The following is a 23,565-nucleotide window of genomic DNA, read 5'->3' as shown; positions in this document are numbered from 1 at the left end:
ATGATCGATCCTGCCGCCGACAGTCCGATGCGCCGTGCCGTGGCGCTGTGCCGCCGCCATATCGCGGCGGCCTTCGGATTCAGCGCTCTCGTCAACATACTCTACATCGCACCGACCCTGTACATGCTCCAGGTCTACGACCGGGTGGTGCCGACTCAGGGCCAGCTCACGCTATTGTTCCTGACGCTGGTGCTGCTGTTCGCGCTGGTGACGCTGTCGCTGCTCGACCGCGTCCGCACGCGACTGCTCGTGCGCGCCGGCGTGCAGCTCGACGCCGCGCTGGCGCCGGCGCTGCTCGACTCGACGCTCGGCCGGCCCGACCTGCCGATCGCCCGCCAGGCGCTGCGCGAATTCGACACGCTGCGCCAGACGCTGAGCGGCGCGGGCGTGCTCGCGCTGTTCGACGCGCCCTGGACGCCGATCTACATCTTCGTATGCTTCCTGGTGCATCCCGCGATCGGCGCGGTGGCGCTGGCGGGCGGTACGATCCTGCCGATCCTGGCGTGGCGCAACGAGCGCGCCACCAGGACGGCACTGGAGCGCGCGCAAATCTCTGCCGCCAACAGCTATGCCAGCCAGGAGGCGATGCTCGGCGGCGCTGAGGCGGTGCGCGCGCTCGGCATGCGCCGTGCGATGGTGGCGCGCCAGCTGCGGCTGCGCGAGGCGATGCTGGCGCAGCAGACCGCGGCGGGCTTCACCGGCGGCAACTATCTTACGGCGACCAAATTCGTCCGTCTCGCCCTGCAGAGTCTGGCGCTTGGACTGGGCGCGCTGCTGGCGATCGATAATCAGATCTCGGCGGGGGCGATCTTCGCCTCCTCCTTCCTGATCGCGCGCGCGCTCGCGCCGATCGAGCAGCTGATCGGCGGCTGGAAGGGCATCGCGCAGGCGTTCGGCAGCTATCGCCGACTCGACAAGCTGCTGATCGAGACGCAGCACGCCGCGCCCGCGACCCTGCTGCCCGCCCCGCGGGGCGCGATCGCGCTGGAGGGCGTGACGCTGCTCAACGACACGCGCGACGGCACGATCGTCTCCGACGTCACGCTCCAGATCGCGCCGGGCGAGGTGGTGGCGATGATCGGCCCGAGCGGCGCGGGCAAGTCGACGCTGGCGCGGATCATCGCTGGCGCGGTCCGCCCTGACCGCGGGCGCGTGCGGATCGACGGCGCCGATCTCGGCGACTGGGATCCGGAGCGGCTCGCCGCGCACGTCGGCTACCTGCCGCAGGAGCCGACGCTGTTCGCGGGCACGATCAAGGAGAACATCGCGCGTTTCCGCGGCGAGCTGGGCGAGGAGAGCGCAGCGCTGGACGCCGCCGCGATCGCCGCGACCGAGCGCGCCCGCGCGCGCGAGCTGGTGCAACGGCTCCCGAACGGCTTCGACCATCTGCTCAAGCCCGGCGGGCGCGGCCTCTCCGCCGGCCAGGCGCAGCGAGTCGCGCTGGCGCGCGCCATGTACGGCGACCCGGCGCTGCTGGTGCTCGACGAGCCCAACGCCCACCTCGACTCGGAGGGCGACGCCGCGCTGCTCGCCGCGATCGATCACTATAAGCGCGCCGGCCACACCATCCTGGTGGTCAGCCATAAGCTCGGCATCCTGCCCGTGGTGGACAAACTGCTGCTGATGCGCGGCGGCCGGGTCGAGCTCTTCGGCCCGCGCGACGAGGTGCTCCAGCGCATCGCGCCGCCAAAGCTGCGCACCGTTCCCGCCGGCGGGGCCGCTCCCGCCCCCGCCGCCGACCTCCCCACTCCCGCCGCGAGCGCCTGACATGGCCAGCCTGCCGATCACCGACACCGTCCACCTGCCCGCCGACCCGCGCCGCGACATCCGCACCGGCGTCGTGATCGCGGTACTGTTCTTCGTGCTGTTCCTCGGCTGGGCCGCGTTCGCGCGGCTCGACGCCGCGGCCTATGCCGAGGGCGTGCTCCAGGTCTCGGGCCAGCGCCAGACGGTGCAGCACCGCGACGGCGGCGTCGTGCAGACCATCCTCGTCCGCGAGGGCGAGCGCGTCCGGCGCGGCCAGCTGCTGATCCGACTCGCCTCGCCCGAGGTGCGCGCCACCGAGCGCGCGCTCGCGTCGCAGGCGATCCGGCTGCTGGCACAGCGCGCGCGGCTCCAGGCCGAGCAACTCGGTCAGGGTCAGATCGCGGTGCCGGTCGAGTTCGCCGCCATGCCCGAGGAGGACAAGCCCGAGATCGCGCTGGCGATGCGGCTCCAGCAGACCGAGCTGCGCGCGCGTACCGCCACCCTGTCGGCGCAGCGCGACGCGCTCGGCCAGCGCGGCGCTCAGTCGCGTGAGCAGGGTCGCGGCTACGGCGAGCAGGTCACCTCGGCGCAGGAGCAGTTGAAGCTGCTCGACTCGCAGCTCGACGCGCTGCGCCCCGTCGCCGCCAAGGGGTTCGTCTCGCAGACCCGCCTGCGCGAGCTGGAGCGGATGCGCGCCGAGCTGCGGGGCCAGCGCGGCCAATATGCCGCCAGCGTGGCGCAGACGCGCGAGGCCGCGCGCGAGAGCCAGATCGAGCGACTCGAGGCCGAGCGCACCTTCAGCGAGCGCACTGCGGCGGACCTGCGCGACGTCGAGACCAAGCTCGGCGACGTGCTGCCCAAGCTAGGCGCGGCGCGCGACCAGCTCGCGCGCACCGAGATCCGCTCGCCCGCGACCGGCGCGGTGGTGGGGCTCACGGTGTTCACGCCCGGCGGCGTGATCGCGCCGGGGCAGAAGCTGATGGACGTGGTGCCCGAGCGCACCCCGCTGCGCATCCAGGCGCGCATCTCGCCCGACGACGCCGACGACCTCAACGTCGGCCAGAAGACGCTGGTCAAGTTCCCCAGCCTGCACGAGCGCGACCTGCCCGAGCTGACCGGCGAGCTGACGCGCCTGTCGGCGGACAGCTTCACCGACGAGAAGACCGGACGCAGCTATTTCACTGGCGAGGTGGTGGTGCCGCCGTCGCAGCTGCGGCTGCTGTCCAGCTTCCGCGGTAAGGACTTCCAGCTGCGCGCCGGCATGCCCGCGCAGGTGCTGATCCCGCTGCGCAAGCGCACCGCGCTCGACTATGCGGTGGAGCCGCTAGTGGGTGGCTTCTGGGCCTCGTTCCGCGAGCATTGAGGTCGTGCGAAGGGGCCGGCGCGCTCCTGTCACGCACCCGTGCCCGCCCTTTTTCCGTCATTCCCGCGAAGGCGGGAATCCAGACGCGCTATCCCACCTTTGAGGGCAAGCCGGGCGTCGCTGTAGGCTGGTCGGGATCGCCCCGCGTCCGAGTCGTCCATGACAAACGGCGCCCTCTGCTCACGGACGTTCGCGCGTCTGGATCCCCGCCTCTGCGGGGATGACGAGGTAAATGAGATCCGCTGCGGCGACAGAGTTCCACGCGATCCGATCGCCTCATCGATGATAGGCCTCATTCTGGCGCTCCATCATCAAGCATTAACCATCGCGGGCGTAGAGGGACCTCGTTCCGAACGATCAGCAAGCGGCGACGGCGGAACACCTTTCCAGCTCCAGCGACGAGACCGATCATGGCCCTGCCCATGTCCGCCCCCCTTCCGCACGTCGAGCCCAAGCGCTCGCACCTGTATTTCGTCCGCGCCCTCGCGCTGCTGCGACCCGAGAAGATCAAGGCCGGCTCGCTGATCGGCGCCGGCCTGCTCGTGGCGCTGCTCCAGGTCAGCGAGCCGCTGCTGTTCGGCAAGGCGGTCAACGGGCTCACCTCGGGTGCGGGGCCGATGCGCTATGTCGCGATGTGGTGCGGGATCAGCGTCGCGGTGTTCCTCGCCAGCGTCGTCATCTCGCTGCTCGCCGATCGCATGGCGCACCGCCGCCGCCTCACCGCCATGTCGTCCTACGTCGAGCATCTGCTCGCGCTGCCACCGTCGTTCCACACCCAGGCGCGCTCGGGCCGGCTCATGCGCATCATGATCTCGGGCTGCGACGCTTTGTTCAACCTGTGGCTGCCGCTGCTGCGCGACCAGATCACCAACCTCGCGATCGTCTTGGTGCTGCTACCGATCGCACTCGCCACCAACTGGCGACTGGCCCTGGTGCTGGTCGCGCTGATGGTCGTCTACTCGGCGGTCAACGTCGTGGTGATGCGCCATACCTCGACAGGCCAGGCGCAGGTGGAAGACCGGTTCACCGACATCTCGGGCAACCTCGGCGACCTGTTCGGCAACGTCACGGTGCTGCAGAGCTTCCTCGCCGTGCCGGGCGAGCTCGGCAACGTGCGTCGCTCGCTCCACGACCTGCTCCACGCCCAATATCCGGTGCTCAACTGGTGGGCGGTCTCGGCGGTGCTGACGCGCGGCGCCTCGTCGATCGCGATCGTCTCGATCTTCGGCTTCGGTGCGGCGCTGGTGTCGCGCGGGTTGGCGACGATCGGTGACGTCGTCTCCTTCGTCGGGTTCGCCACGCTGCTGATCGCGCGGCTCGAGACGATCACCAGCTTCATCGTCGACAAGGCGCAGCGCCTCCCCGCGCTGGTCCAGTTCTTCGACGTGCTCGACCAGCAGAGCCATATCGGTGAGGCGGACAATGCACAGCCGCTCGCCGTGCGACACGGCCGCGTCACCTTCGAGAATGTCTCGTTTCGCTATCCCACCGGCTCGGGCGCGGTGCGCGATCTCAGCTTCGAGGTCGAGCCCGGCCAAACGGTCGCGATCGTCGGCCCGACCGGCTCGGGCAAGTCGACCGCGCTCAGCCTGTTCCAGCGCACCTATGATCCGGAGAGCGGCCGCATCCTGGTTGACGGGCAGGACATCCGCGGCGTGACGCTCGCATCGCTGCGCGCCGCGACCGGGGTGGTGTTCCAGGAGGCCGGGCTGTTCAACCGCTCGATCGCGGAGAATATCGCGATGGGCAACCCGGACGCGACGATGGAACAGATCGAGGACGCGGCGCGGATCGCCGGCGCGTACGACTTCATCATGCGCAAGCCGCAGGGCTTCGCCACCCCGGTCGGTGACCGCGGCGCCGGCCTGTCGGGCGGCGAGCGCCAGCGCATCGCGATCGCGCGCGCGCTGCTGAAGAACGCGCCGATCCTGCTGCTCGACGAGGCGACCAGCGCGCTCGACGTCGCCACCGAGGCGCGGTTGCAGGAGAGCCTGGAGCGGCTGCGCCAGGGCCGCACCACCTTCGTGATCGCGCACCGCCTCTCGACCGTGCGCGCTGCCGACCGGATCGTGGTGCTCGACCAGGGCCGGATCGTCGAGCAGGGCGGCTTCGACGAGCTGCTCACGCGCGGCGGCGCCTTCGCGCAGCTCGCAGCGGACGGCGGGCTCACCGTCCCGGCGGCGAACGACGACGCGGGCGAACGCGCTGCGGCGTGAGCGCGACGGCGCGTCAGGGCGAGTGGCAAGCATTCCTCCCCGCGAGCGGGGAGGATCTACGTTGCGGACGCCGCTACGTCAGATGGCTCGAACTCGATCTTGCGTCTGCCGGATCGCTACACCGGCAGACGCTCATCTCGGCGCGTGATAAAATAAAGTGATGCCCCCTAACGCCGACGCGCACACGGCCCTCGAGCACTGGCGCTCGCAGCTCGCGGCGACGGGCCGCGACGTCCCCGGCTTCGACCCGAACGACGGCGGCGCCGCGGCGCGCCTCCTGCTGCTACTTGAGACCCCTGGCGCGCACGGCCCCGCGATCGTCTCGCGCGATCACGCCACGGGCACGTCGCGCAACCTCAAGCGCTTCCTCGCCGAAGCCGGGATCGCGCGACGCGACACTTTGTTGTGGAACGCGGTGCCGTGGAACGTCCACGCCCCCGGTGAACGCAACCGCCCGCTCCGCCGCGGCGAGATCGCCGAGGGGCTCACGCTCGTCCCGCCACTCCTTCACCTGCTCCCGCGGCTCGCGGTCGTCGTGCTCGCCGGCCGAGTCGCGCGGGAGGCCGCCGCGCTGGTCGAGCGCGAGCGGCCTCAGGTCGAGGTGCTGACGATGCCGCACCCCTCTCCCACCTATGTCTGCACCAGCCCGGCGGTGCCGCGGGCGATCGCCGCGACGCTCGCCGAGGCGGCGGCGCGGCTCAGTCGAGCCGACGCGCCAGCTCGACGTTGAGCCCCAGCGCCGCGAGCGTGCCGAGCGCGCCCGAGAGCAGATACGCTCCTGCCGCCACGAGACCGAACGCCTGGGTCAGCGCGAGCGCGGCGAGCGGCGCGAAGCCCGCGCCGAACAGCCAGGCGAGGTCCGAGGTGAGCGCCGCGCCGGTGTAGCGCGCGCGCTTGGGGAAGTTGCTCGTCACCGCACCCGACGACTGGCCGAACGACAGGCCGAGCAGCAGGAAGCCCATCACCATGAACAAGACCTCGCCGGCGCGCCCGCCGTTGAGCAGCTGCGGCGCGAACCCGCTGTACGCGGCGATCCCCGCCGCGGTGTAGCCGAGCACGCTGCGTCGACCGATCCGGTCGGCGAGCAGCCCCGACAGCACGATCGCGCCAAGCCCGACCACGCCGCCGATCGTCTCGATCAGCAGGAAGCTGGCGATGTCCTCGCGCGTGAAGAGGTTGACCCAGGAGAGCGGGAACACCGTCACCATGTGGAACAAGGCGAAGCTGGCGAGCGGCGCGAACGCGCCGATGACGATGTTGCGCCACTGCGCCTTCACCGTCGCGCCGACCGGCGAGGGAGTGAGCTCGCGGCTCTTGAACAGCTCGGTATATTCCGGCGTCACGACGATGCGTAGCCGAGCGAACAGCGCCACCACGTTGAGCGCGAAGGCGACGAAGAACGGGTAACGCCAGCCCCAGGAGATGAAGTCCACCGCGGGCAGCGTCGAGACGAAGAAGGCGAAGAGGGCGCTCGCCACCACCAGGCCTAGCGGCGCGCCGAGCTGGGGCACCATCGCCCACCAGCCGCGCTGCTTCTCGGGCGCGTTGAGCGCGAGCAGTGAGGCCAGACCGTCCCACGCGCCGCCCAGCGCGATCCCCTGGCCGACGCGGAACAGCGCCAGCAGGATCGCCGACCAGCCGCCGATCTCGGCATAGCCCGGCAGGAAGGCGACCAGCACGGTCGAGGTGCCGAGCAGGAACAGCGAGATGGTCAGCTTGGTGCCGCGTCCGTGTCGGCGGTCAACCCACATGAAGATCTGCGTGCCGATCGGCCGCGCGATGAATGCCAGCGGGAACAGCGCGAACGACCAGAGCGTCCCCGTGATCCGCTCCATATACGGGAACACTACCGTCGGGAAGACCAGCACCGAGGCGATGGCGTAGACAAAAAAGTCAAAGAATTCCGACGTTCGCCCGATGATCACACCGATCGCGATCTCGCCGGGACGGACCTGATGGTCGCCCCGGGTGTTGACGTTGCGAGCGCCGCGCTCGAGCGGCGCGGAATGTGCGGTGGCCATTACATGTTCCCGATCGGACGTATCTCACGGCTCCCTAGCCTAAGTGCCACAACGCGGGGATGGGACAAAATGTCCTATTCCGCTGCGCCGCAGCAAAGCTTAGCTGCGCGCCCATGATCTCCCTGCCCTCTCCCTCACCCGCGCCGCGTGTGGCCCCCGTCTCGGCGCGCCTGCTCGCGCTCGGCGCGCTGGCCCTGCTCGGCGGCTGCGATACCGTGGTGATGAACCCCGCCGGTGACGTCGCCGTGCAGCAGTCGAGCCTGATCATCTGGTCGGTCGTGCTGATGCTGCTGATCATCCTGCCAGTGATGGCGCTAACGGTGGTGTTCGCCTGGCGCTACCGCGAGACCAACACCGAGGCGACCTACGAGCCCGACTGGGACCACTCGACCGGCCTCGAGCTGGTGATCTGGTCGGCGCCGCTGCTGATCATCATCGCGCTCGGAGCGCTGACCTGGGTGGCCACCCACACGCTCGACCCTTATCGCCCGCTCGCGCGCACCGCGCCCGGGAAGGTCGTCACCGCGACCGATCGCCCGCTCGAGGTGCAGGTCATATCGCTCGACTGGAAATGGCTGTTCATCTACCCCGAGCAGGGGATCGCCACCGTCAACGAGCTGGTCGTGCCGGTCAATCGCCCGGTGAAGTTCACGATGACGTCGTCGAGCGTGATGAACGCACTGTGGGTGCCGGCGATGGCGGGCATGGTCTATACCATGCCCGGCATGGAGACGGTGCTGCACGGCGTGCTCAACCGGACCGGCAAGTTCGCCGGCCGCTCGGCCAATTATTCCGGCGCCGGCTTCTCGCACATGACCTTCTGGACGCATTCGGTCTCGCCGGCGCGGTTCGAGCAATGGGCCGCGGGCGTGAAGCGTAATCGCTGGCGGCTCGACACCGCGACCTATGTCAAACTGGAGCAGCCGACCGAGAAGGTGCCGCCGCTCGGCTTCGGCAGCGTCGACCCCACGCTGTTCCGCCGCGTCGTCGCGATCTGCGTCAAGCCCGGGACCAATTGCATGGAAGGCATGTCGCATGCCGGGCCGGCAGTGAACGACCGCGCGCCACGCGAAGGCGAAGCCAAGGGGGCGCTGACGCGCGAGCCGTCCGAGAAGGGCGAGTCGCCACATCTCAGCGCACCGCGCGGTCAGGCGCCCGGGCAGAACGATCCCGGCGCGGGCAGCAACCGCAACATGACTGAACTCCACCTGCCGGCGCCGCTCCGCGCCCGTGCCTCGAAGGAGGCTTGAGGACCTATGTCGGACGATCTCACCAAGACGATCTTCGGTCGGCTCTCGATCGAGAGTTTCCCGATCCACGAGCCGATCCTGGTCGGCACCTTCGCGATGGTCGCGCTCGGCGGCGTCGCACTGCTGGGTGCACTGACCTATTTCCGCCTGTGGGGCTATCTCTGGAAGGAGTGGTTCACCAGCGTCGATCACAAGAAGATCGGCATCATGTACATCGTGCTGGCGCTGGTCATGCTGCTGCGCGGCTTCGCCGACGCGCTGATGATGCGCGCGCAGCAGGCGATCGCCTTCGGTGGTAACGAGGGCTTCCTGCCGGCGCACCATTATGACCAGGTGTTCACCGCGCACGGCGTGATCATGATCTTCTTCGTGGCGATGCCGTTCGTCACCGGGCTGATGAACTTCGTCGTCCCGCTCCAGATCGGCGCGCGCGACGTCAGCTTCCCGTTCCTCAACAATTTCAGCTTCTGGATGACGGTCAGCGGCGCGGTCATCGTGATGATGAGCCTGTTCGTCGGCGAGTTCGCGCGGACCGGCTGGCTGGCGATGGCACCGTTGTCGGGGATCGATTACTCGCCCGATGTCGGAGTCGATTATTACGTCTGGGCGCTCCAGATCGCGGGTGTCGGCACCCTGCTCTCCGGCGTCAACCTGCTGGCCACCATCATCAAGATGCGCGCGCCCGGCATGGGCCTGATGCAGATGCCGATCTTCACCTGGTCGGCGCTGGTCACCAACGTGCTGATCGTCGCGGCCTTCCCGGTGCTGACCGCGGTGCTGGCGATGCTGAGCCTCGACCGCTACGTCGGGACCAACTTCTTCACCAACACCGGCGGGGGCAACCCCATGATGTACACCAACATGATCTGGATCTGGGGCCACCCGGAGGTGTACATCCTGATCCTGCCCGCGTTCGGCGTCTTCTCGGAGGTGGTCTCCACCTTCTCGGGCAAGCGGCTGTTCGGCTATACGTCGATGGTCTACGCGCTGATCGTCATCTGCATCCTGTCGTACCTGGTGTGGCTGCACCATTTCTTCACGATGGGATCGGGCGCGAGCGTCAACAGCTTCTTCGGCATCACGACAATGATCATCTCGATCCCGACGGGAGCGAAGATCTTCAACTGGATGTTCACGATGTATCGCGGGCGCATCCGGTTCGAGCTGCCGATGATGTGGGCGGTGGCCTTCATGCTGACCTTCGTCGTCGGCGGCATGACCGGCGTGATGCTGGCGGTGCCCCCCGCCGACTTCCAGTTCCACAACTCGCTGTTCCTGGTGGCGCACTTCCACAACGTGATCATCGGCGGCGTGCTCTTCGGCATGTTCGCTGGCGTGAACTACTGGTGGCCCAAGGCCTTCGGGTTCAAGCTGGACAAGTTCTGGGGCACGGTCAGCTTCTGGTGCTGGGTGGTGGGCTTCTGGGTCGCCTTCACGCCGCTGTACGTGCTGGGCCTGATGGGCGTCACCCGCCGGCTGCGCGCCTTCGACGATCCCAGCTTGCAGATCTGGTTCGTGATCGCTGCGGTGGGCGCGCTGATCATCGCCGCGGGCATCGGCGCCATGCTGATGCAGTTCTACGTGAGCATCCGCGACCGCGAGAAGCTGCGCGACACCACCGGAGACCCGTGGAACGGCCGCACGCTGGAATGGGCCACCTCGTCGCCGCCGCCGGCGTACAATTTCGCCTTCTCGCCGGTGATCCACGACCTCGACGCGTGGCACGACATGAAGCAGCGCAAGGCCGAGCGGCCGACCGAGGGCTTCCGCGCGATCCACATGCCCAAGAACACGGGCGCTGGGATCATCCTGGCCGGGCTGTCGACGGTCGTCGGCGTCGCCATGATCTGGTACATCTGGTGGCTCGCCGCGCTTGGCTTCGTCGCGCTGCTCGCCGTCGCGATCGGCCATACCTTCAACTATGACCGCGACTTCCACATCCCCGCCGAGGATGTCGTGAAGAACGAGGACGTGCGCACCCGCGCGCTCCAGAGCGCGGGGATCTGAGACACATGAGCACGTTGACGCAGACTCCGCCCGGCGCGGAGAACCCGGTCTTCTACGACCTGGACGAGCACGAGCACCCGCCCGGGCACAGCACGATGCTGGGTTTCTGGCTCTACCTGATGAGCGACTGCCTCATCTTCGCGATGCTGTTTGCCGCATACGGCGTCTACGGCGGCAGCTACGCGGGCGGGCCGACCGCGCGCGAGCTGTTCGAGCTGCCGCTGGTGGCGGTGAACACGACGATGCTGCTGCTGTCGTCGATCACCTACGGCTTCGCGATGATCAGCGCGGACGAGCGCAAGCAGGGCGCGGTGCTCGGCTGGCTCGCGGTGACGGCGCTGTTCGGCGCCGCCTTCCTCGCGATCGAGCTCTACGAGTTCAGCAACCTGATCCACGAGGGCGCGGGGCCGCAGCGCTCCGCATTCCTGTCGTCCTTCTTCACCCTGGTGGGGACGCACGGCTTGCACGTCACCTTCGGCCTGGTCTGGCTGGGGACGCTGATGGTGCAGGTGTCGCGCCGCGGGCTGGTCGACGCCAACCTGCGCCGGCTGCAGTGCCTGTCGCTGTTCTGGCACTTCCTCGACGTCATCTGGATCGGCGTCTTCACCTTCGTCTATCTGCTGGGAGTGCTGCGCTGATGAGCGCCGAGACGCATCACGGCCACGCCGCCGATCACGCGCACGGCCACGGGCATGACCATGGCCACGACGCCCCGCACGGCGGCTCCGCACATGGCTCGCGCAAGGGCTATTGGATCGGTTTCCTGCTCTCGGTGCTGCTCACCGCGCCCGCTTTCGCGCTGGTGATGAGCGGCGTCATCGCCGACCCTCGGCTCACCGCGGGGATCGTGATGGCACTCGCGATGGTGCAGATCGTGGTCCACATGATCTACTTCCTGCACATGAACACCAAGTCCGAGGCGGGCTGGACGATGATGGCGCTGATCTTCACCGCGATCATCGTGTTCATCGTGATCTCGGGCTCGCTCTGGGTCATGTATCACATGAACCTCAACATGATGCCATCGATGCAGGCGGAGATGTCGAGCGCGGGCATGTGACTCGGCGGCACGTCTTCCTGGCGCTGGCGGTGCTCGGCACCGCGCTGCTCGCCGGGCTGGGCGTGTGGCAGGTCGAGCGGCGCGCGTGGAAGCTCGCGCTGATCGACCGGGTCGAGCGCCGCCTCGCCGCGGCGCCGGTAACAGCGCCGCCGCGCGCGGCGTGGCGCGCGATCGACGACGACAGCGCCTATCTTCGCGTCCGCGCGAGCGGCCGCTGGCGCGCCGGCGCGCCGGTGTTCGTCCAGGCAGTGACCGACTATGGCGGTGGCTATTGGGTGCTCGCCCCGCTCGACGCGCCGGGCGGCACGATCCTGATCAACCGCGGCTTCGTGCCGCTCGGCGACCGCGCCGCGGTTCTGGCGCCCGTCGGCAACGCGAGCGTCACCGGCCTGCTGCGGGTGACCGAGCCCAAGGGCGCCTTCCTGCGCGACAACGATCCCGCCGCCGACCGCTGGTACTCGCGCGACACCGCCGCGATCGCGCGCGCGCGGCGTTTGGGCGAGGTCGCCCCCTATTTCATCGACGCCGACGCGAGCGGCGCGGCGGGCTGGCCGCGCGGCGGCCTGACGGTGGTCCGCTTCCGCAACACGCACCTGATCTACGCGCTGACCTGGTTCACGCTCGCGGCGATGATGGGCTATCTCGCGTATCGCATCGCCCGCGCGCCGCGGGACCCGTGAGCGCCGGTCCCGTACTCCTGCGGACGCAGGAGTCCAGAGCCACGAGCGTCATCCTCCGTGACCCTGGATTCCTGCAGACGCAGCAACACGAAGGACGTGGGCTCGAGGGCGTTCTGCTCTCGCGCGAAAAGCGATAGACTGAACCCTATGCCGCACCTCGCCAACATGCTCGGGCCGCTCGCGCGCGGCGGACCGGGCGGACGCAACGTCCGCCTGCTCGCGCTGCTGCGCTGGCTCGCGGTGGCGGGGCAGCTCGCCGCGATCCTGCTCGTGCATTTCGTGATCGGCGTCCACCTGCCGCTGCTGCCGATGCTGGGCGCGCTGGCGGTGCTGGTCGCGCTCAACGTCGCAGTCAACCAGGTGGTCGAGCGACGACCGATCACCAATGCCGCGCTGTTCGCGACGTTGCTGGTCGACGTCGCCTGCCTCACCACCCAGCTCTACCTCAGCGGCGGGGTGAGCAATCCCTTCGTCACGCTCTTCCTGCTCCAGGTCGTGATCGCCGCACTGCTGCTGCGCGGCTGGACGAGCTGGGCGATGGTGGTGATCACCAGCACGCTGTTCGCCTGGCTCGCCTGGGCCGCCCCGCCTTTCCCGCTGCCGCACTTCTGGGCGTCCGAGCTCTCGATCCCCTATGTCGCGGCGAGCTGGTTCAACTACACGCTCACCGCGACGCTGCTGGCGCTGTTCGTCACGCGCATCGTCCGCAACGTCTCCGAGCATGACGCGCGCCTCGCCGCGCTGCGCCAGCGCGCCGCCGAGGAGGAGCATATCGTCCGCATGGGGCTGCTCGCCAGCGGCGCGGCGCACGAACTCGGCACGCCGCTCAGCTCGATCGCGGTGATGCTCGGCGACTGGCGGCGCGAGCCCGCGATCGCGCGCTCGCCGGCCCTGCTCGCCGACCTCGACGACATGCGCGCCGAGGTGACCCGCTGCAAGGACATCCTCGGCCAGGTGCTGCTCGCCTCGGGCGAGGTGCGCGGCCACGCGCCGGTGCGCACCACGCTGCACACCTTCCTGTCGGGGATCGTCGGCTCGTGGAACGAGAGCAAGGGGCCGACCGCCGCCTACGAGCATCTGATGACGAGCGACCCTCGAATCGTCGCGGACAAGGCGCTGGCGCAGACGATCACCAACCTGCTCGACAATGCCGTCGAGGCGGGTGCCAGGACGATCGCCTTGTGTGCCTGGTGGGACGGCGACCGGCTAGTGCTGTCGGTGCGTGACGACGGCGCCGGCTTCCCGCAATCGATCCTCGACGGGCTGGGCAAGCCCTATCTCAGCACCAAGGCGCGGCGCGGCGCGGGGCTGGGCCTCTTCCTCGCGGTCAACGTGCTGCGGACGCTCGGCGGCACCGTATCCGCGCGTGCGCGCGAGCGCGGCGGCAGCGAGGTGACGCTGACGCTGCCGCTCGCCGCCATCTCGATCCCGGAGGAGACCGCATGAGCGCGCGCCGCTTGCTGATCATCGAGGACGACGCGGTGTTCGCTCGCACGCTGGCGCGCTCGTTCGAGCGGCGCGGCTACAAAGTGCGCGCGATCACCGATCCGGAGCAGCTGGACTCCGCCGCGACCGAGCTCAAGCCCGATCACGCGGTGGTCGACCTGCGGCTCGGCAGCGCCTCGGGCCTGACCTGCGTCGAGCGGCTCCACGCGATCGATCCGGCCATGCGGATCGTGGTGCTCACCGGCTTCGCCAGCATCGCCACGGCGGTCGAGGCGGTGAAGCTGGGGGCGACCAACTACCTGTCCAAGCCGGCCAACTCCGACGATATCGAGGCCGCCTTCCAGGCCTCGGGCGAGGGCGACGCCTCGGTCGAGCTGGTCGCGCATCCCACCTCGCTGCGCACGCTGGAGTGGGAGCATATCCACCAGACGCTGGCGGACTGCGGCTTCAACGTCTCCGAGGCCGCGCGGCGGCTCGGCATGCACCGGCGCACCCTCGCGCGGAAGCTGGGCAAGCGGCATCTTTGATCGTTGTGCCCCGGCGGAGGCCGGGGCACAGGTGGGACGTCGTTCGTGTGGCCGGAGGCCTCTCCCAACTGGGCCCGACCTTCGCCGGACACGAAAACCTACGCCCCGAACCGCACCTTCGCACCGGCGTAGAAGTAGCGGCCGAGCGACGAGATCGGCTGATCGACCGAGTCGACTGACGGCCGCTGGTTCGCCAGGTTGTTGACGCCGACGTAGAAGCCGACGCCCTCGTCCGGCGCGAGCTGCACCTGCACGTCGTGCTGCCACAGCTCCTTGTAGCGCAGCAGCGAGGCGGGCGCATAGTCGGGGTTATTGTCGGTGGTCAGCTTGGCGAAGCGACGGGTCGCGTCGAACCAGCGCAGGTTATAGCTCAGCGTAACCGCGCCCAGCGACCAGGTCGGCGAGAAGACGAAATTGTACTTGGGGCGGTTGAACTGATCGACCTGGTCCTCGACCTGCGCGCCCGGCGTCGCGATCTGCTCGAGCTTGTTGAGATAGCCGCCGACGAAGCGGATATCGAACGTCCCCGCCGAGGCGGTGCGCAGCACGTAGCTGACGTTGAGATCGAGCCCCGCGGTGGCGAAGCGCGCCACGTTCTGCGGCTGCACCGTATAGCCGTTGATGTAGCCCGTGCCCTGGCGGCGCCGTATTGCGGCGCAATAGACGTTGTCGAGCGTCGGCTGGTCGACGCAGAGATTGGCGATCGTGTTGGCGTCGGCGATGCTGATCGCGTCGTTCAGGCGGATGTCGTACCAGTCGGCCGAGATCGTCAGCCCTGGCAAGAAGCGCGGGCGTAGCACCGTGCCCGCGGTCCAGGTACGCGCGGTCTCCTCCTTGAGACCCGGGTTGCCGCTGCGCGAACCGTTGATCAGCGACGCCGCGTCAGGGTTGTTCGCCGCGGTGAAACTCGCGGGGTCGGCACCAAGCCCGCTCACCAACGCCACGCAATTGGCGGCGCGGGTCGAGGTGCCCGCGTTGCGGTTCTCGACGTAACAGGGGTCAGAGAAGAAGTTATTGGTCGGCCCGACGGGCGCGAACAGCTCGCCGATGTTCGGCGCGCGCACCGCCTGGCTGTAGCTGCCGCGGAAGCTGATGTCGCGCACGGGCGCCCAGACGCCGTTGAACTGATAGGCCTTGGTGCTGCCGATCGTGGAATAGTCGGAATAGCGCCCCGCCGCGCCGACGGATAGCGTCTCGAAGAAGGGCTGGTCGCGCAGCAGCGGCACGTCGACCTCGCCGAACACCTCCCACACGTCGAAGGCGCCGCGCGAGGGCGAGATCACGAAGGTCGGGTCGAACTTGTTGCCCTCGTCATATTGGTACCATTGCTCCCCGGTGAGGAAGCTGTTGGGATCGAAGCGGCTGGTCTCGCGGCGATATTCGCCGCCCAGCGCGAATTTTATCGGTCCGCCGGGCAGCGCGAACAGCGCGCCGAGATCGCCGGTCAGCGCCGCGCTCGCGACCGACTGGGTGACGCGCGCGCTGCTGACATTGTTGTTGGTCGCCCAGGCGAGCGCCGCGGGATCGGTGACGTTGACGCCGAAGGTGTTGATCGGGAGGCAGCCGCTGTTCGGCCCCGGCGTGAAGCTGACCGTCGGCACCTGCACCGCGGCGGGGTTGAGGTTGGAGCGACAGGTAGGGCGGCCGGTCGAGGGATCGGTCACCACGTCGAGCGCGGCGTAGTAGCGGTCCTCCCAACGATCGTTGAGCTTGGTGATTCGCACGTCGGTCTGGCCGTAGGTATAGGAGACGTCGTAGCGCGCATGGTCGCTCACCGCGCCGGTCGCCGCGATCACGCCGCGCCAGGTGCGGCGGCGGTCGCTCTCGCCCAAACGCGGGAAATCGGTGTTGTTGCGGTTGGACGAGATCACGCGCTGCGCGTTGGCGAGTGCGACATCACGCAGGTTGAGCGGCAGGAAGGGGTTATCCAGCGTGAAGTCGCCGGTGTAATTGCCGGTGAACCCGCCGAAGGTGGTGGCGGTCGATTGAACGAACTTGCCCTCCAGGCTGAGCTGGAAAGCGTCCGAGACATCATAGTGGGTCAGCAGGTTGACCGCGTGGCGCTCGGTCTTGGGCAGCAGGTCGCCGACGTAGCCCGCGACCGAGGTGGCGCTGCCGCCGCTGACGAAGCCGCCGCCCGCATCGGTGCCGGGGTCGTAGCGCGAGCCGTCGCCGTTGTAGAGCGTGCCGCCGACGTCGATCACGCCCGCTGGCGATCCGCCGGGGTAGCGCAGGTCGCCCGCCAGCACCTGCTGGTAGGTCCCCGAGCCAAGCCCTCCATAAGCGGGGTTGGAGACGGTGTAGAGCCGGTTCTGGCGACGCAGGAAGGAGCGGTCGTCGTTCTGGAGCGGATCGTCGGCGTTATACTCGTAGTAAGCGGTGACGTTGCCGCGCCCGTCCGCGAAATTCTTGCCCGCCATCAGGGAGGCGAAGCGGTTGCCCGCGTCGCCTTGCTCCGAGATGCCGAACTGGGTGCGGCCCGCGACGCCGTCGAAGTCGCGCTTGAGGATGAAGTTGACCACGCCCGACACGCCGTCCGCACCATACACCGCCGATGCGCCACCGGTGAGCACGTCGACCCGCTCGATCAGGTCGGTCGGCAGCGAGTTGATATCGACCGCGGCGGTGTCGATCTGCCCCGAGACGTGACGCCGCCCGTTGACCAGCACCAGCGTGCGCGCCGAGCCGAGCCCGCGCAGGCTGAGCAGGTTGAGCCCCGCCGCACCGTACAGCTGGTTGTCGGGCCGGTTCGGCCCTGCGCTGTCGGCATTGTCGAGCGAGGTCGTCAGCGCGGGGACGCGCTGGAGGAAGGTGGTGACGTTGGTGTTGCCCGACTGCTGGATACGCTGGCTGTCGAACGAGACGATCGGGTTGGGCGCCTCATAGTCGGGGCGAGCGATGCGCGATCCGGTGACGACGATGTCCTCGCTCGATCCCGTCCCCGACGTATCGGGCGCGGCGTCGGCGGGTGCCGCGGCCTGCCCCCAGGCCGGCGCGGCAGCGACACAGGCGAGTGCGCCCGCGAGCAACATGGCTCGCGGCGATAGGTGAGACGGCATCCTTAATCCCCCTTCAGGCCGTGCCGGCCCCTGCACGCCGGCTTCTTCTTTCCCGCCTCAACTCTCCGCGGTCCCAAAAGTTTCTAATTGTTAACAATCTGGCGCAACCTACTTTCGGGCAAGACGTTGACGCGGCGTGACAGACGGGGGGAAGCTCGCGGGTGCCGCGGCCTGGTCCCGGCGCTCGATAGTCGCGGCGCTCTCGCTGACCGCGACGGGTGGCTGCGTAGCCCGACACTCGTCCGATACGGTCAACCTCTGGGCGATGAGCTACGAGGGCGACTATTCCCCCATGCTCATGCCCGCCTTCACGCGTGCGACCGGTCTACGCGTCGAGGTACAATCCCTGCCCTGGACCGCGGCGCACGAGAAACTGCTCACCGCCCAAGCCGGCGACTCGCTTCCAGACGTGCTGATGCTGCCCGATGGCTGGGTCGGCGAGTTCGCCATGATCGGCGCGCTCGCGCCGGTGACCGACGCGACGCTGCTCGGCGGCCTCTTCCCCGGCGTCGCCGCCGTCGTCGGGGCTGACGGTCAGCCCTATGCGGTGCCCTGGTCGGTCGCCCCGCAGGTGCAATATTATCGCCGCGACCTGCTCGATCGCGCCGGCTATGCCGCGCCGCCCGAGGACTGGGATTCGTGGCGCCGCATGGGGCAGCGGCTCAAGGGGCGCGCGCCCGACAATTTCGCCTTCCTCATGCTGCTCAACTGGTGGGACACGCTCTTCACCTTCGCCGGCCAGACCGGCGCGGGTCCGCTGCGCGAGCGCGACACCCGCGGCAACTTCCGCGACCCGCGCTTCCGCGAGGCGCTGGCCTTCTACGTCTCGCTGTTTCGCGAGGGACTCGCCCCGCCGGCGCTGTCGACCGAGGTGCAGGACCCGGTCGCCGCCTTCGCGCAGGGCTATTTCGCGGTCTATCCCTATGGTCCGACGCTGACGCTCGACCTGCATCGCCGCGCCGCCGAGATCCCGCCGGCGCTGTGGAGCACCGCGCGTATGCCCGGACCGCATGGCCCGGGGCGGGTATCGGGGATCGCCGCGAGCCTGTGCGTCTCGGCGCGCTCGCGCAGGCCCGCCGCGGCCTGGGCGCTGGTCCGCCATCTCACCTCGTCGGCGAGCGAGCTGACCTATCAGCGGCTGATCGGCACGCTGCCCGCGAACGCCGCCGCCTGGGAGACGCCGCAGCTGCGCCAGCCCGCGCTACGCGCCTTCGCCGAGCAGATGCGCGATCCCACGCGCGAGCCGATGATCGTCGAGTGGGAACGGATCCGGATCGAGGTGCAGCTGATCGCCGAGCGCGTGGTCCGCGGCCAGCTCGGGATCGACGCCGCGCTGGTGGCGATGGACGACCGTGTCGACCGGCTGCTCGCCAAGCGCCGCGCGCTGGTCGAAACGGCGCGGCTGGCATGACGCGGCAGGAGCGCACCGCCTGGGGCTTCGTGCTGCCGGTGCTCGCGATCATCCTGTTCGTCTTCGCGCTGCCGACTGTGCTCGCGCTGGCGCTGAGCGTCACCGATTACTCGATCTACGCGCTCGCCGACTGGGGCGCGCTGCGCTTCGTCGGGCTCGGCAACTTCACCGACCTGCTCACGACGCCGCTGTTCTGGCGCGCGCTCGGCAACACCGCGCTGTTCGCGCTGCTCGGCGTGCCGATGGCGGTCGGCACCTCGCTCGCGGCGGCGCTGCTGCTCCACGACGCCAGCGTCCGCTGGAAGCCGCTGTGGCGCGTGCTGCTGTTCGCGCCCTATGTCACCAGCGTGGTGGCGACCGCGGTGGTATGGCGCTTCCTGCTCAACACACGCTTCGGGCTGCTCAACCACGCGCTCGGCTGGGTCGGCGTGCCACCGGTCGACTGGCTGGGCGACCCGCACGCCTCGATCCCTGCCATCCTGCTGTTCGTCACCTGGAAGATCTTCGGCTACAACATGATCGTCTTCACCGCGGCACTGTCAGCGGTGCCGCACGACCTGATGGAGGCGGCGCGGCTCGACGGCGCGTCGCGCTGGACTCGTTTCCGCCACGTCACCTTGCCCGCGATCGGGCCGACGCTGCTGCTCGCCGCGGTGATGAGCGTCGCTGGCTTTCTCCAGATCTTCGCCGAACCCTATGTGATGACGCTGGGCGGGCCGGCGCAGAGCACGACGACGGTGCTGTACTTCATGTTCGACGAGGGGTTCAAATGGTGGAACCTCGGCCAGGCCTCGGCGGTGGCGTTCATCCTCTTCCTCATGATTCTCGCGCTCACCCTCGTGCAGGCGCGGATCGGGCGGCGCTACGAGTGGCTGTGACCCGCCGCCGCTGGCGCGCGATCGCCACCAACGCCGCCGTGGCGGCGGCGACGCTGCTCACCGCCGCGCCGCTGTTGTGGATGGTGCTCGTCTCGTTCATGCCGCGCGGCGAGTCGAGCCGCTTCCCGCCGCGGCTGTGGCCCTCGCGCTGGTCGTGGGAGAATTACCACGAGCTGCTCGCGCGGCGGCTGATCGACGGTGCCTGGTTCGATTATCGCATCGTCCCCGCCTTGTGGAACAGCCTCGCGGTGGCCGGGCTCTCGACGCTGCTCGGGCTGCTGCTGACCGTGCCGGCGGGATACGCCTTCGCCAAATTGCGCTTCCGCGGGCGCGAGCGGCTGCTCCAGCTGCTCGTCGGCGCGCTGGTGGTGCCGGGGCAGGTTGCGATGCTGCCCTTGTTCCTGATCTTCAAGGAGCTCGGGCTGGTGAACAGCTACGCGGGGGTGATCCTGCCCTCGCTCGCGGGCATCTTCGCGATCCTGTTCGTCCGCCAGGCGGCGCTGTCGATCCCCGACGAGATGCTCGACGCGGCGCGACTCGACGGCGCCAGCGAGCGGCGCATCTTCGCGCAGATCGTGCTGCCGCTGCTCGCGCCGATCACGGTGACCCTGGCGCTGTTCATGTTCCTGGGCAGCTGGAACGACTTTCTCTGGCCGCTGATCGTGCTGGCGGACCAGCACCTGTACACCTTGCCGGTGGCGGTCGCCGCGATCTCGCGCGAACATGCCGCCGACGGCGAGCTGATGATGGCGGCGGCGGTGGTGACGACACTGCCGGTGCTGATCCTCTTCGTGCCGCTCCAACGCTACTACATCAGCGGCCTACTCGGCGGCAGCGTCAAGGGCTGAGGCCGGGCGCGGATAGGCGCGACCGTCGCCGTCGAACAGATGCGCCGCCCCGGGCGCGACCGCGAAGCGCAGCCGCTCGCCCAGGGTCACCGCGCGGTCGCCGGGGAGCTGCGCCACCACCGCGGGGTGATCGCCGACCGTGCCGAGGTGCGCGAAGGAGAGCGGGCCGAGCCGCTCGAACAGCTCGACCGCGCCCGTGAAGGCGCCGTCGTCGGCGGGATGGAGGTTCTCGGGGCGCACGCCGAGCGTGGCGGCGGTACCCACCGCGGCGGGCGGCACCGCGACCGCGATGCGCAGCGCGGCGCCGTCCGCCAGCCGCACCGTCGCGCCGTCGTCGTCGGCCGCGGCGATCGTCACCACCAGCAGGTTCATTCCCGGCGAGCCGATCGCGGCAGCCACCTCGAGCGTCGCGGGGGCGGCGTAGAGCTCGAGCGGCGGCGCCACCTGCTCGACCCGGCCCGCACTCATCACGACGATGCGGTTGGCGAGTGTCATCGCCTCGAGCTGGTCGTGCGTGACGTAGATCATCGTGCTGCCGAGCTGCTGATGCAGCCGCGCGAACTCGTGGCGCATCCGCACGCGCAGTGCGGTGTCGAGGTTGGACAAAGGCTCGTCGAGCAGCAGCACCTTGGGGCGGCGCACGATCGCGCGCGCGATCGAGACTCGCTGGCGCTGCCCGCCCGACAGCGCCTTGGGCCGGCGGGCGAGCAGCGGCAGCAGATCGAGCGCCTCGGCCACTTCCTCGACGCGGCGGCGCACCTCGGCCTTGGCCAGCCGGGCCACCTTCAGCGGGAAGGCGATGTTCTCGTAGACGGTGAGGTGTGGATACAGCGCGTAGGACTGGAACACCATCGCCAGCTCGCGGTCCGCTGGCGCCGCGTCGGTGACATCGCGGCCGTCAATCAGCACGCGGCCCGCGCTCGGCTCCTCCAGCCCGGCGATGAGGCGGAGCAGGGTCGACTTGCCGCAGCCCGAAGGGCCGACGATCACCACGAACTCGCCATCGGCGATCTGGAGATCGGTGGGGCGGAGCACGTCGCTGGCGCCGAAGCGCTTCGCTAGCCCCTGGATGTCGACGCTGGCCACGGCGGCGACTGTCGCTGGTTAACGAAGTGGTGACAAGGGTCCTTCTTCAATCCTCCCCGCTCGCGGGGAGCCGCTACTTGACCACTGCCGCGACCTTTGACGCTCCCCTCACAGCCGCTTGTGTTTGCCACCGTAGCGCTGGCCGATGTAGCTGCCGATCCGCGCCATCTCATGCGCCGCGGCGGTCGTCGCCTCGGCGCAGCACGGCATCGGGTCGCGCTCGGCCTGCGCCGCGCGGACGGCGACGCGCTCACACAGCGTCTCGATGTCGGCGCGCGACAGCAGGTTCTTCTCGCGCATCAGGCACAGCAGCGACTGAAGGATGACGATGCTCTCGTCACCGGCGCGCTCGTTCGACAGCATCGCTCTCTCCTCACCTAGTTTGAGAGGAGAGTACGCTGTATCTAGACCTTAGCAAGCAGAGGTTCGCGCGTCAGCGCAGCCCTCCGCCCAGGGAGCGATACAGCTCCACCAGGTTGCTCGCCCGGCTCAGCCGCGTGCTCACCAGCTGCTGCTGCGCCGAATAAGCGGTACGTTGCGCGTCGAGCGAGGTCAGGAACGAGTCCACGCCCGCGCGATAGCGCGCGTCGGACAGGCGCGCCGCTATCGAGGCTGCCTCGGCCCGCGCGGTTTGCGCCGATACCTGCTCGCCGATGGTGCCGCGTTGCGCCAGCGCGTCCGCCACCTCGCGGAAGGAGGTCTGGATCGCGCGCTCGTAGGTCGCGACCGCGGCCTGCTGCGATGCCTTGGCATAGTCGAGGTTGCCCGCGTTGCGCCCGCCATCGAACAGCGGCAGCCCGACCGAGGGCGAGCCGGTGTAGGTGAAGCTGCCCCCGCCGAAGAGGCCGGACAGCGCGGACGAGATCGTCCCGATCGTCGCGGTCAGCGAGATGCGTGGGAAGAAGGCTGCGCGCGCCGCCCCGATATTGGCGTTCTGCGCGATCAGCTGGTGCTCGGCCTGGAGCACGTCGGGGCGGCGCAGCAGCACCTCGGACGAGACGTCCCCGGGCAATGCGTCGCGTGTCAGCGGCGTGTCGTCGAGCGCGGTCGGCAGCTGCTCGGCGAGCACGGTGGTACCGACCAGCAGGTTGAGCGCGTTCTGATCCTGCGCCACGCGCGTGGTGAGCACCGCGATGTCGTTGCGCGCGGCCTGGTAGTTGGTCTCGGCCTGCCGCGCCTCCAGCTCGGAGGCGACGCCGATGCGGAACTGCGCGCTGGTGAGCCGCACGGTCTCCTCGAAGGTCTTGAGCGTCTCGCGGCTCAGCCGCAGTTGCTCCTGGTCGGAGGCGAGCGTCAGCCATGCCGTCGCGATCTCGGCGATCAGGCTGATGCGGGTGGAGCGCTGGGCCTCCTCGGAGGCGAAATACTGCTCGAGCGCGGCGCGGTTGAGATTGCGCACGCGCCCGAACAGGTCGAGCTCGAACGCGGAGAAGCCGGCGTTGACCGAGAAGAACTCAACGTTCGACGAGGTGCTGCCGACAGCACCGCCAGTACCTACGCCGGTACTGCCACCCGTGCCGGTGCCGGTGCCGGTTCCAGTACCCGTTCCAGTGCCGGTGCCGGTGCCGGTGCCGGTGCCGGTGCCCGCTCCTGCCGCCGCCCCAGCGGCGCCGAAGATGTTGTTGGTGAACGTGCCCGATCCCGAGATCGTGGTGCTCGGCACCAGGTCGGCGCGTTGGACGCGATACTGCGCCCGCGCCTGGAGCACGTTGGCCGCCGCGACGCGCAGGTCGCGGTTGTTCGCGAGCCCGGTCTCGATCACACCGCGCAGGCGGGGATCGAGGAAGAAGTCGCGCCAGCCGATCTGGCTGACGTCGGCGGCGTCGCTCGCCGCGGCGGGATAGACCCCGCCCTGCGGCAGCGCGGCGGGGACGGCGCCGCCGGGGCGCTCGTACTTGGGCGCCAGATTGCAGCCGGCGAGCGCGGTGGACAGCGCCAGCGCGGCGAGGATCGCGGAACGGGTCACG

Annotated in this window: 19 protein-coding genes; 14 read left to right on the top strand and 5 right to left on the bottom strand. The window is 69.3% G+C overall.

The window, feature by feature from the left end:
* The 4 genes from K7957_RS12545 (at position 1) to K7957_RS12530 (ending at position 6,055) form a co-directional block, all read left to right on the top strand.
* Positions 1-1,767, top strand: coding sequence for a type I secretion system permease/ATPase (locus tag K7957_RS12545; protein WP_246617058.1), 1,767 nt, complete (start codon positions 1-3; stop codon positions 1,765-1,767).
* A 1-nt stretch (position 1,768) separates the two neighbouring features.
* Entirely contained in the window at positions 1,769-3,109 is a 1,341-nt protein-coding gene (locus K7957_RS12540) for an HlyD family type I secretion periplasmic adaptor subunit (protein ID WP_223012354.1), read from the top strand.
* Between the two features lie 410 nt (positions 3,110-3,519).
* Positions 3,520-5,325: a glucan ABC transporter ATP-binding protein/ permease gene (locus K7957_RS12535; RefSeq protein ID WP_223012353.1), complete on the top strand. Its 1,806-nt coding sequence runs from the start codon at positions 3,520-3,522 to the stop codon at positions 5,323-5,325.
* A gap of 160 nt (positions 5,326-5,485) precedes the next feature.
* The gene (locus tag K7957_RS12530; protein ID WP_223012352.1) at positions 5,486-6,055 is read left to right on the top strand and encodes a uracil-DNA glycosylase family protein; all 570 of its coding nucleotides are present in this window, start codon (positions 5,486-5,488) and stop codon (positions 6,053-6,055) included.
* Here K7957_RS12530 and K7957_RS12525 read toward each other — a convergent pair.
* Complete coding sequence (locus K7957_RS12525; RefSeq protein ID WP_223012351.1) at positions 6,024-7,346, bottom strand: MFS transporter; 1,323 nt, start codon at positions 7,344-7,346, stop codon at positions 6,024-6,026. The genes K7957_RS12530 and K7957_RS12525 overlap by 32 nt on opposite strands.
* Before the next feature lie 113 nt (positions 7,347-7,459).
* Here K7957_RS12525 and cyoA point away from each other — a divergent pair, with 113 nt between their 5' ends.
* The 7 genes from cyoA (at position 7,460) to K7957_RS12490 (ending at position 14,316) form a co-directional block, all read left to right on the top strand.
* Complete coding sequence (gene cyoA, locus K7957_RS12520) at positions 7,460-8,596, top strand: ubiquinol oxidase subunit II (protein WP_223012350.1); 1,137 nt, start codon at positions 7,460-7,462, stop codon at positions 8,594-8,596.
* Positions 8,597-8,602: 6 nt separating this feature from the next.
* Positions 8,603-10,603 (top strand): cytochrome o ubiquinol oxidase subunit I, encoded by a 2,001-nt coding sequence (gene cyoB / locus K7957_RS12515; protein ID WP_223012349.1) that lies wholly within the window; start codon positions 8,603-8,605, stop codon positions 10,601-10,603.
* A gap of 5 nt (positions 10,604-10,608) precedes the next feature.
* Positions 10,609-11,241 carry a cytochrome o ubiquinol oxidase subunit III gene (gene cyoC, locus K7957_RS12510; RefSeq protein WP_223012348.1) on the top strand — a complete coding sequence of 211 codons (633 nt, stop codon included), beginning with the start codon at positions 10,609-10,611 and terminating at the stop codon, positions 11,239-11,241.
* Positions 11,241-11,663 (top strand): cytochrome o ubiquinol oxidase subunit IV, encoded by a 423-nt coding sequence (gene cyoD, locus K7957_RS12505; RefSeq protein ID WP_223012347.1) that lies wholly within the window; start codon positions 11,241-11,243, stop codon positions 11,661-11,663. Before cyoC ends, cyoD begins: the two co-directional genes overlap by 1 nt.
* The gene (locus tag K7957_RS12500; RefSeq protein WP_223012346.1) at positions 11,660-12,343 is read left to right on the top strand and encodes an SURF1 family protein; all 684 of its coding nucleotides are present in this window, start codon (positions 11,660-11,662) and stop codon (positions 12,341-12,343) included. The genes cyoD and K7957_RS12500 overlap by 4 nt, the downstream gene beginning before the upstream one ends.
* A gap of 147 nt (positions 12,344-12,490) precedes the next feature.
* Positions 12,491-13,789 (top strand): ATP-binding protein, encoded by a 1,299-nt coding sequence (locus K7957_RS12495; RefSeq protein WP_246617057.1) that lies wholly within the window; start codon positions 12,491-12,493, stop codon positions 13,787-13,789.
* On the top strand, positions 13,786-14,316 hold the full coding sequence (locus K7957_RS12490; protein ID WP_223012345.1) for a response regulator transcription factor: 531 nt from the start codon (positions 13,786-13,788) through the stop codon (positions 14,314-14,316). The genes K7957_RS12495 and K7957_RS12490 overlap by 4 nt, the downstream gene beginning before the upstream one ends.
* Positions 14,317-14,414: 98 nt before the next feature.
* On the opposite strand, the gene K7957_RS12485 is transcribed toward K7957_RS12490, so the two are convergent.
* Entirely contained in the window at positions 14,415-17,348 is a 2,934-nt protein-coding gene (locus K7957_RS12485; protein ID WP_223012344.1) for a TonB-dependent receptor plug domain-containing protein, read from the bottom strand.
* A gap of 163 nt (positions 17,349-17,511) precedes the next feature.
* Here K7957_RS12485 and K7957_RS12480 point away from each other — a divergent pair, with 163 nt between their 5' ends.
* Genes K7957_RS12480 through K7957_RS12470 form a run of 3 tightly spaced genes read left to right on the top strand, consistent with a single transcriptional unit; the run spans position 17,512 to position 20,512 of the window.
* The gene (locus K7957_RS12480; protein ID WP_223012343.1) at positions 17,512-18,786 is read left to right on the top strand and encodes an extracellular solute-binding protein; all 1,275 of its coding nucleotides are present in this window, start codon (positions 17,512-17,514) and stop codon (positions 18,784-18,786) included.
* Positions 18,783-19,664, top strand: a complete 882-nt coding sequence (locus K7957_RS12475) for a carbohydrate ABC transporter permease (RefSeq protein ID WP_223012342.1) — start codon at positions 18,783-18,785, stop codon at positions 19,662-19,664. Before K7957_RS12480 ends, K7957_RS12475 begins: the two co-directional genes overlap by 4 nt.
* On the top strand, positions 19,661-20,512 hold the full coding sequence (locus K7957_RS12470) for a carbohydrate ABC transporter permease (RefSeq protein WP_343228400.1): 852 nt from the start codon (positions 19,661-19,663) through the stop codon (positions 20,510-20,512). Before K7957_RS12475 ends, K7957_RS12470 begins: the two co-directional genes overlap by 4 nt.
* Here the strand turns inward: K7957_RS12470 and K7957_RS20670 are convergent.
* The 3 genes from K7957_RS20670 to K7957_RS12455 form a co-directional block, all read right to left on the bottom strand.
* A complete protein-coding gene (locus K7957_RS20670; protein WP_223012341.1) occupies positions 20,486-21,598 on the bottom strand; it encodes an ABC transporter ATP-binding protein in 1,113 nt (370 codons plus the stop codon). The two genes, K7957_RS12470 and K7957_RS20670, sit on opposite strands and share 27 nt — an antisense overlap.
* Positions 21,599-21,706: 108 nt before the next feature.
* Positions 21,707-21,961, bottom strand: coding sequence for a hypothetical protein (locus K7957_RS12460; RefSeq protein WP_223012340.1), 255 nt, complete (start codon positions 21,959-21,961; stop codon positions 21,707-21,709).
* Positions 21,962-22,031: 70 nt separating this feature from the next.
* Positions 22,032-23,564, bottom strand: a complete 1,533-nt coding sequence (locus K7957_RS12455; RefSeq protein WP_343228399.1) for an efflux transporter outer membrane subunit — start codon at positions 23,562-23,564, stop codon at positions 22,032-22,034.
* Position 23,565 lies beyond the last annotated feature (1 nt).

This window comes from Sphingomonas yunnanensis (assembly GCF_019898765.1).
Classification (GTDB): Bacteria; Pseudomonadota; Alphaproteobacteria; order Sphingomonadales; family Sphingomonadaceae; genus Sphingomonas; species Sphingomonas yunnanensis.
The sequence above is the reverse complement of the archived record's forward strand: the minus strand, read 5'-3'. Positions and strand labels throughout refer to the sequence as shown.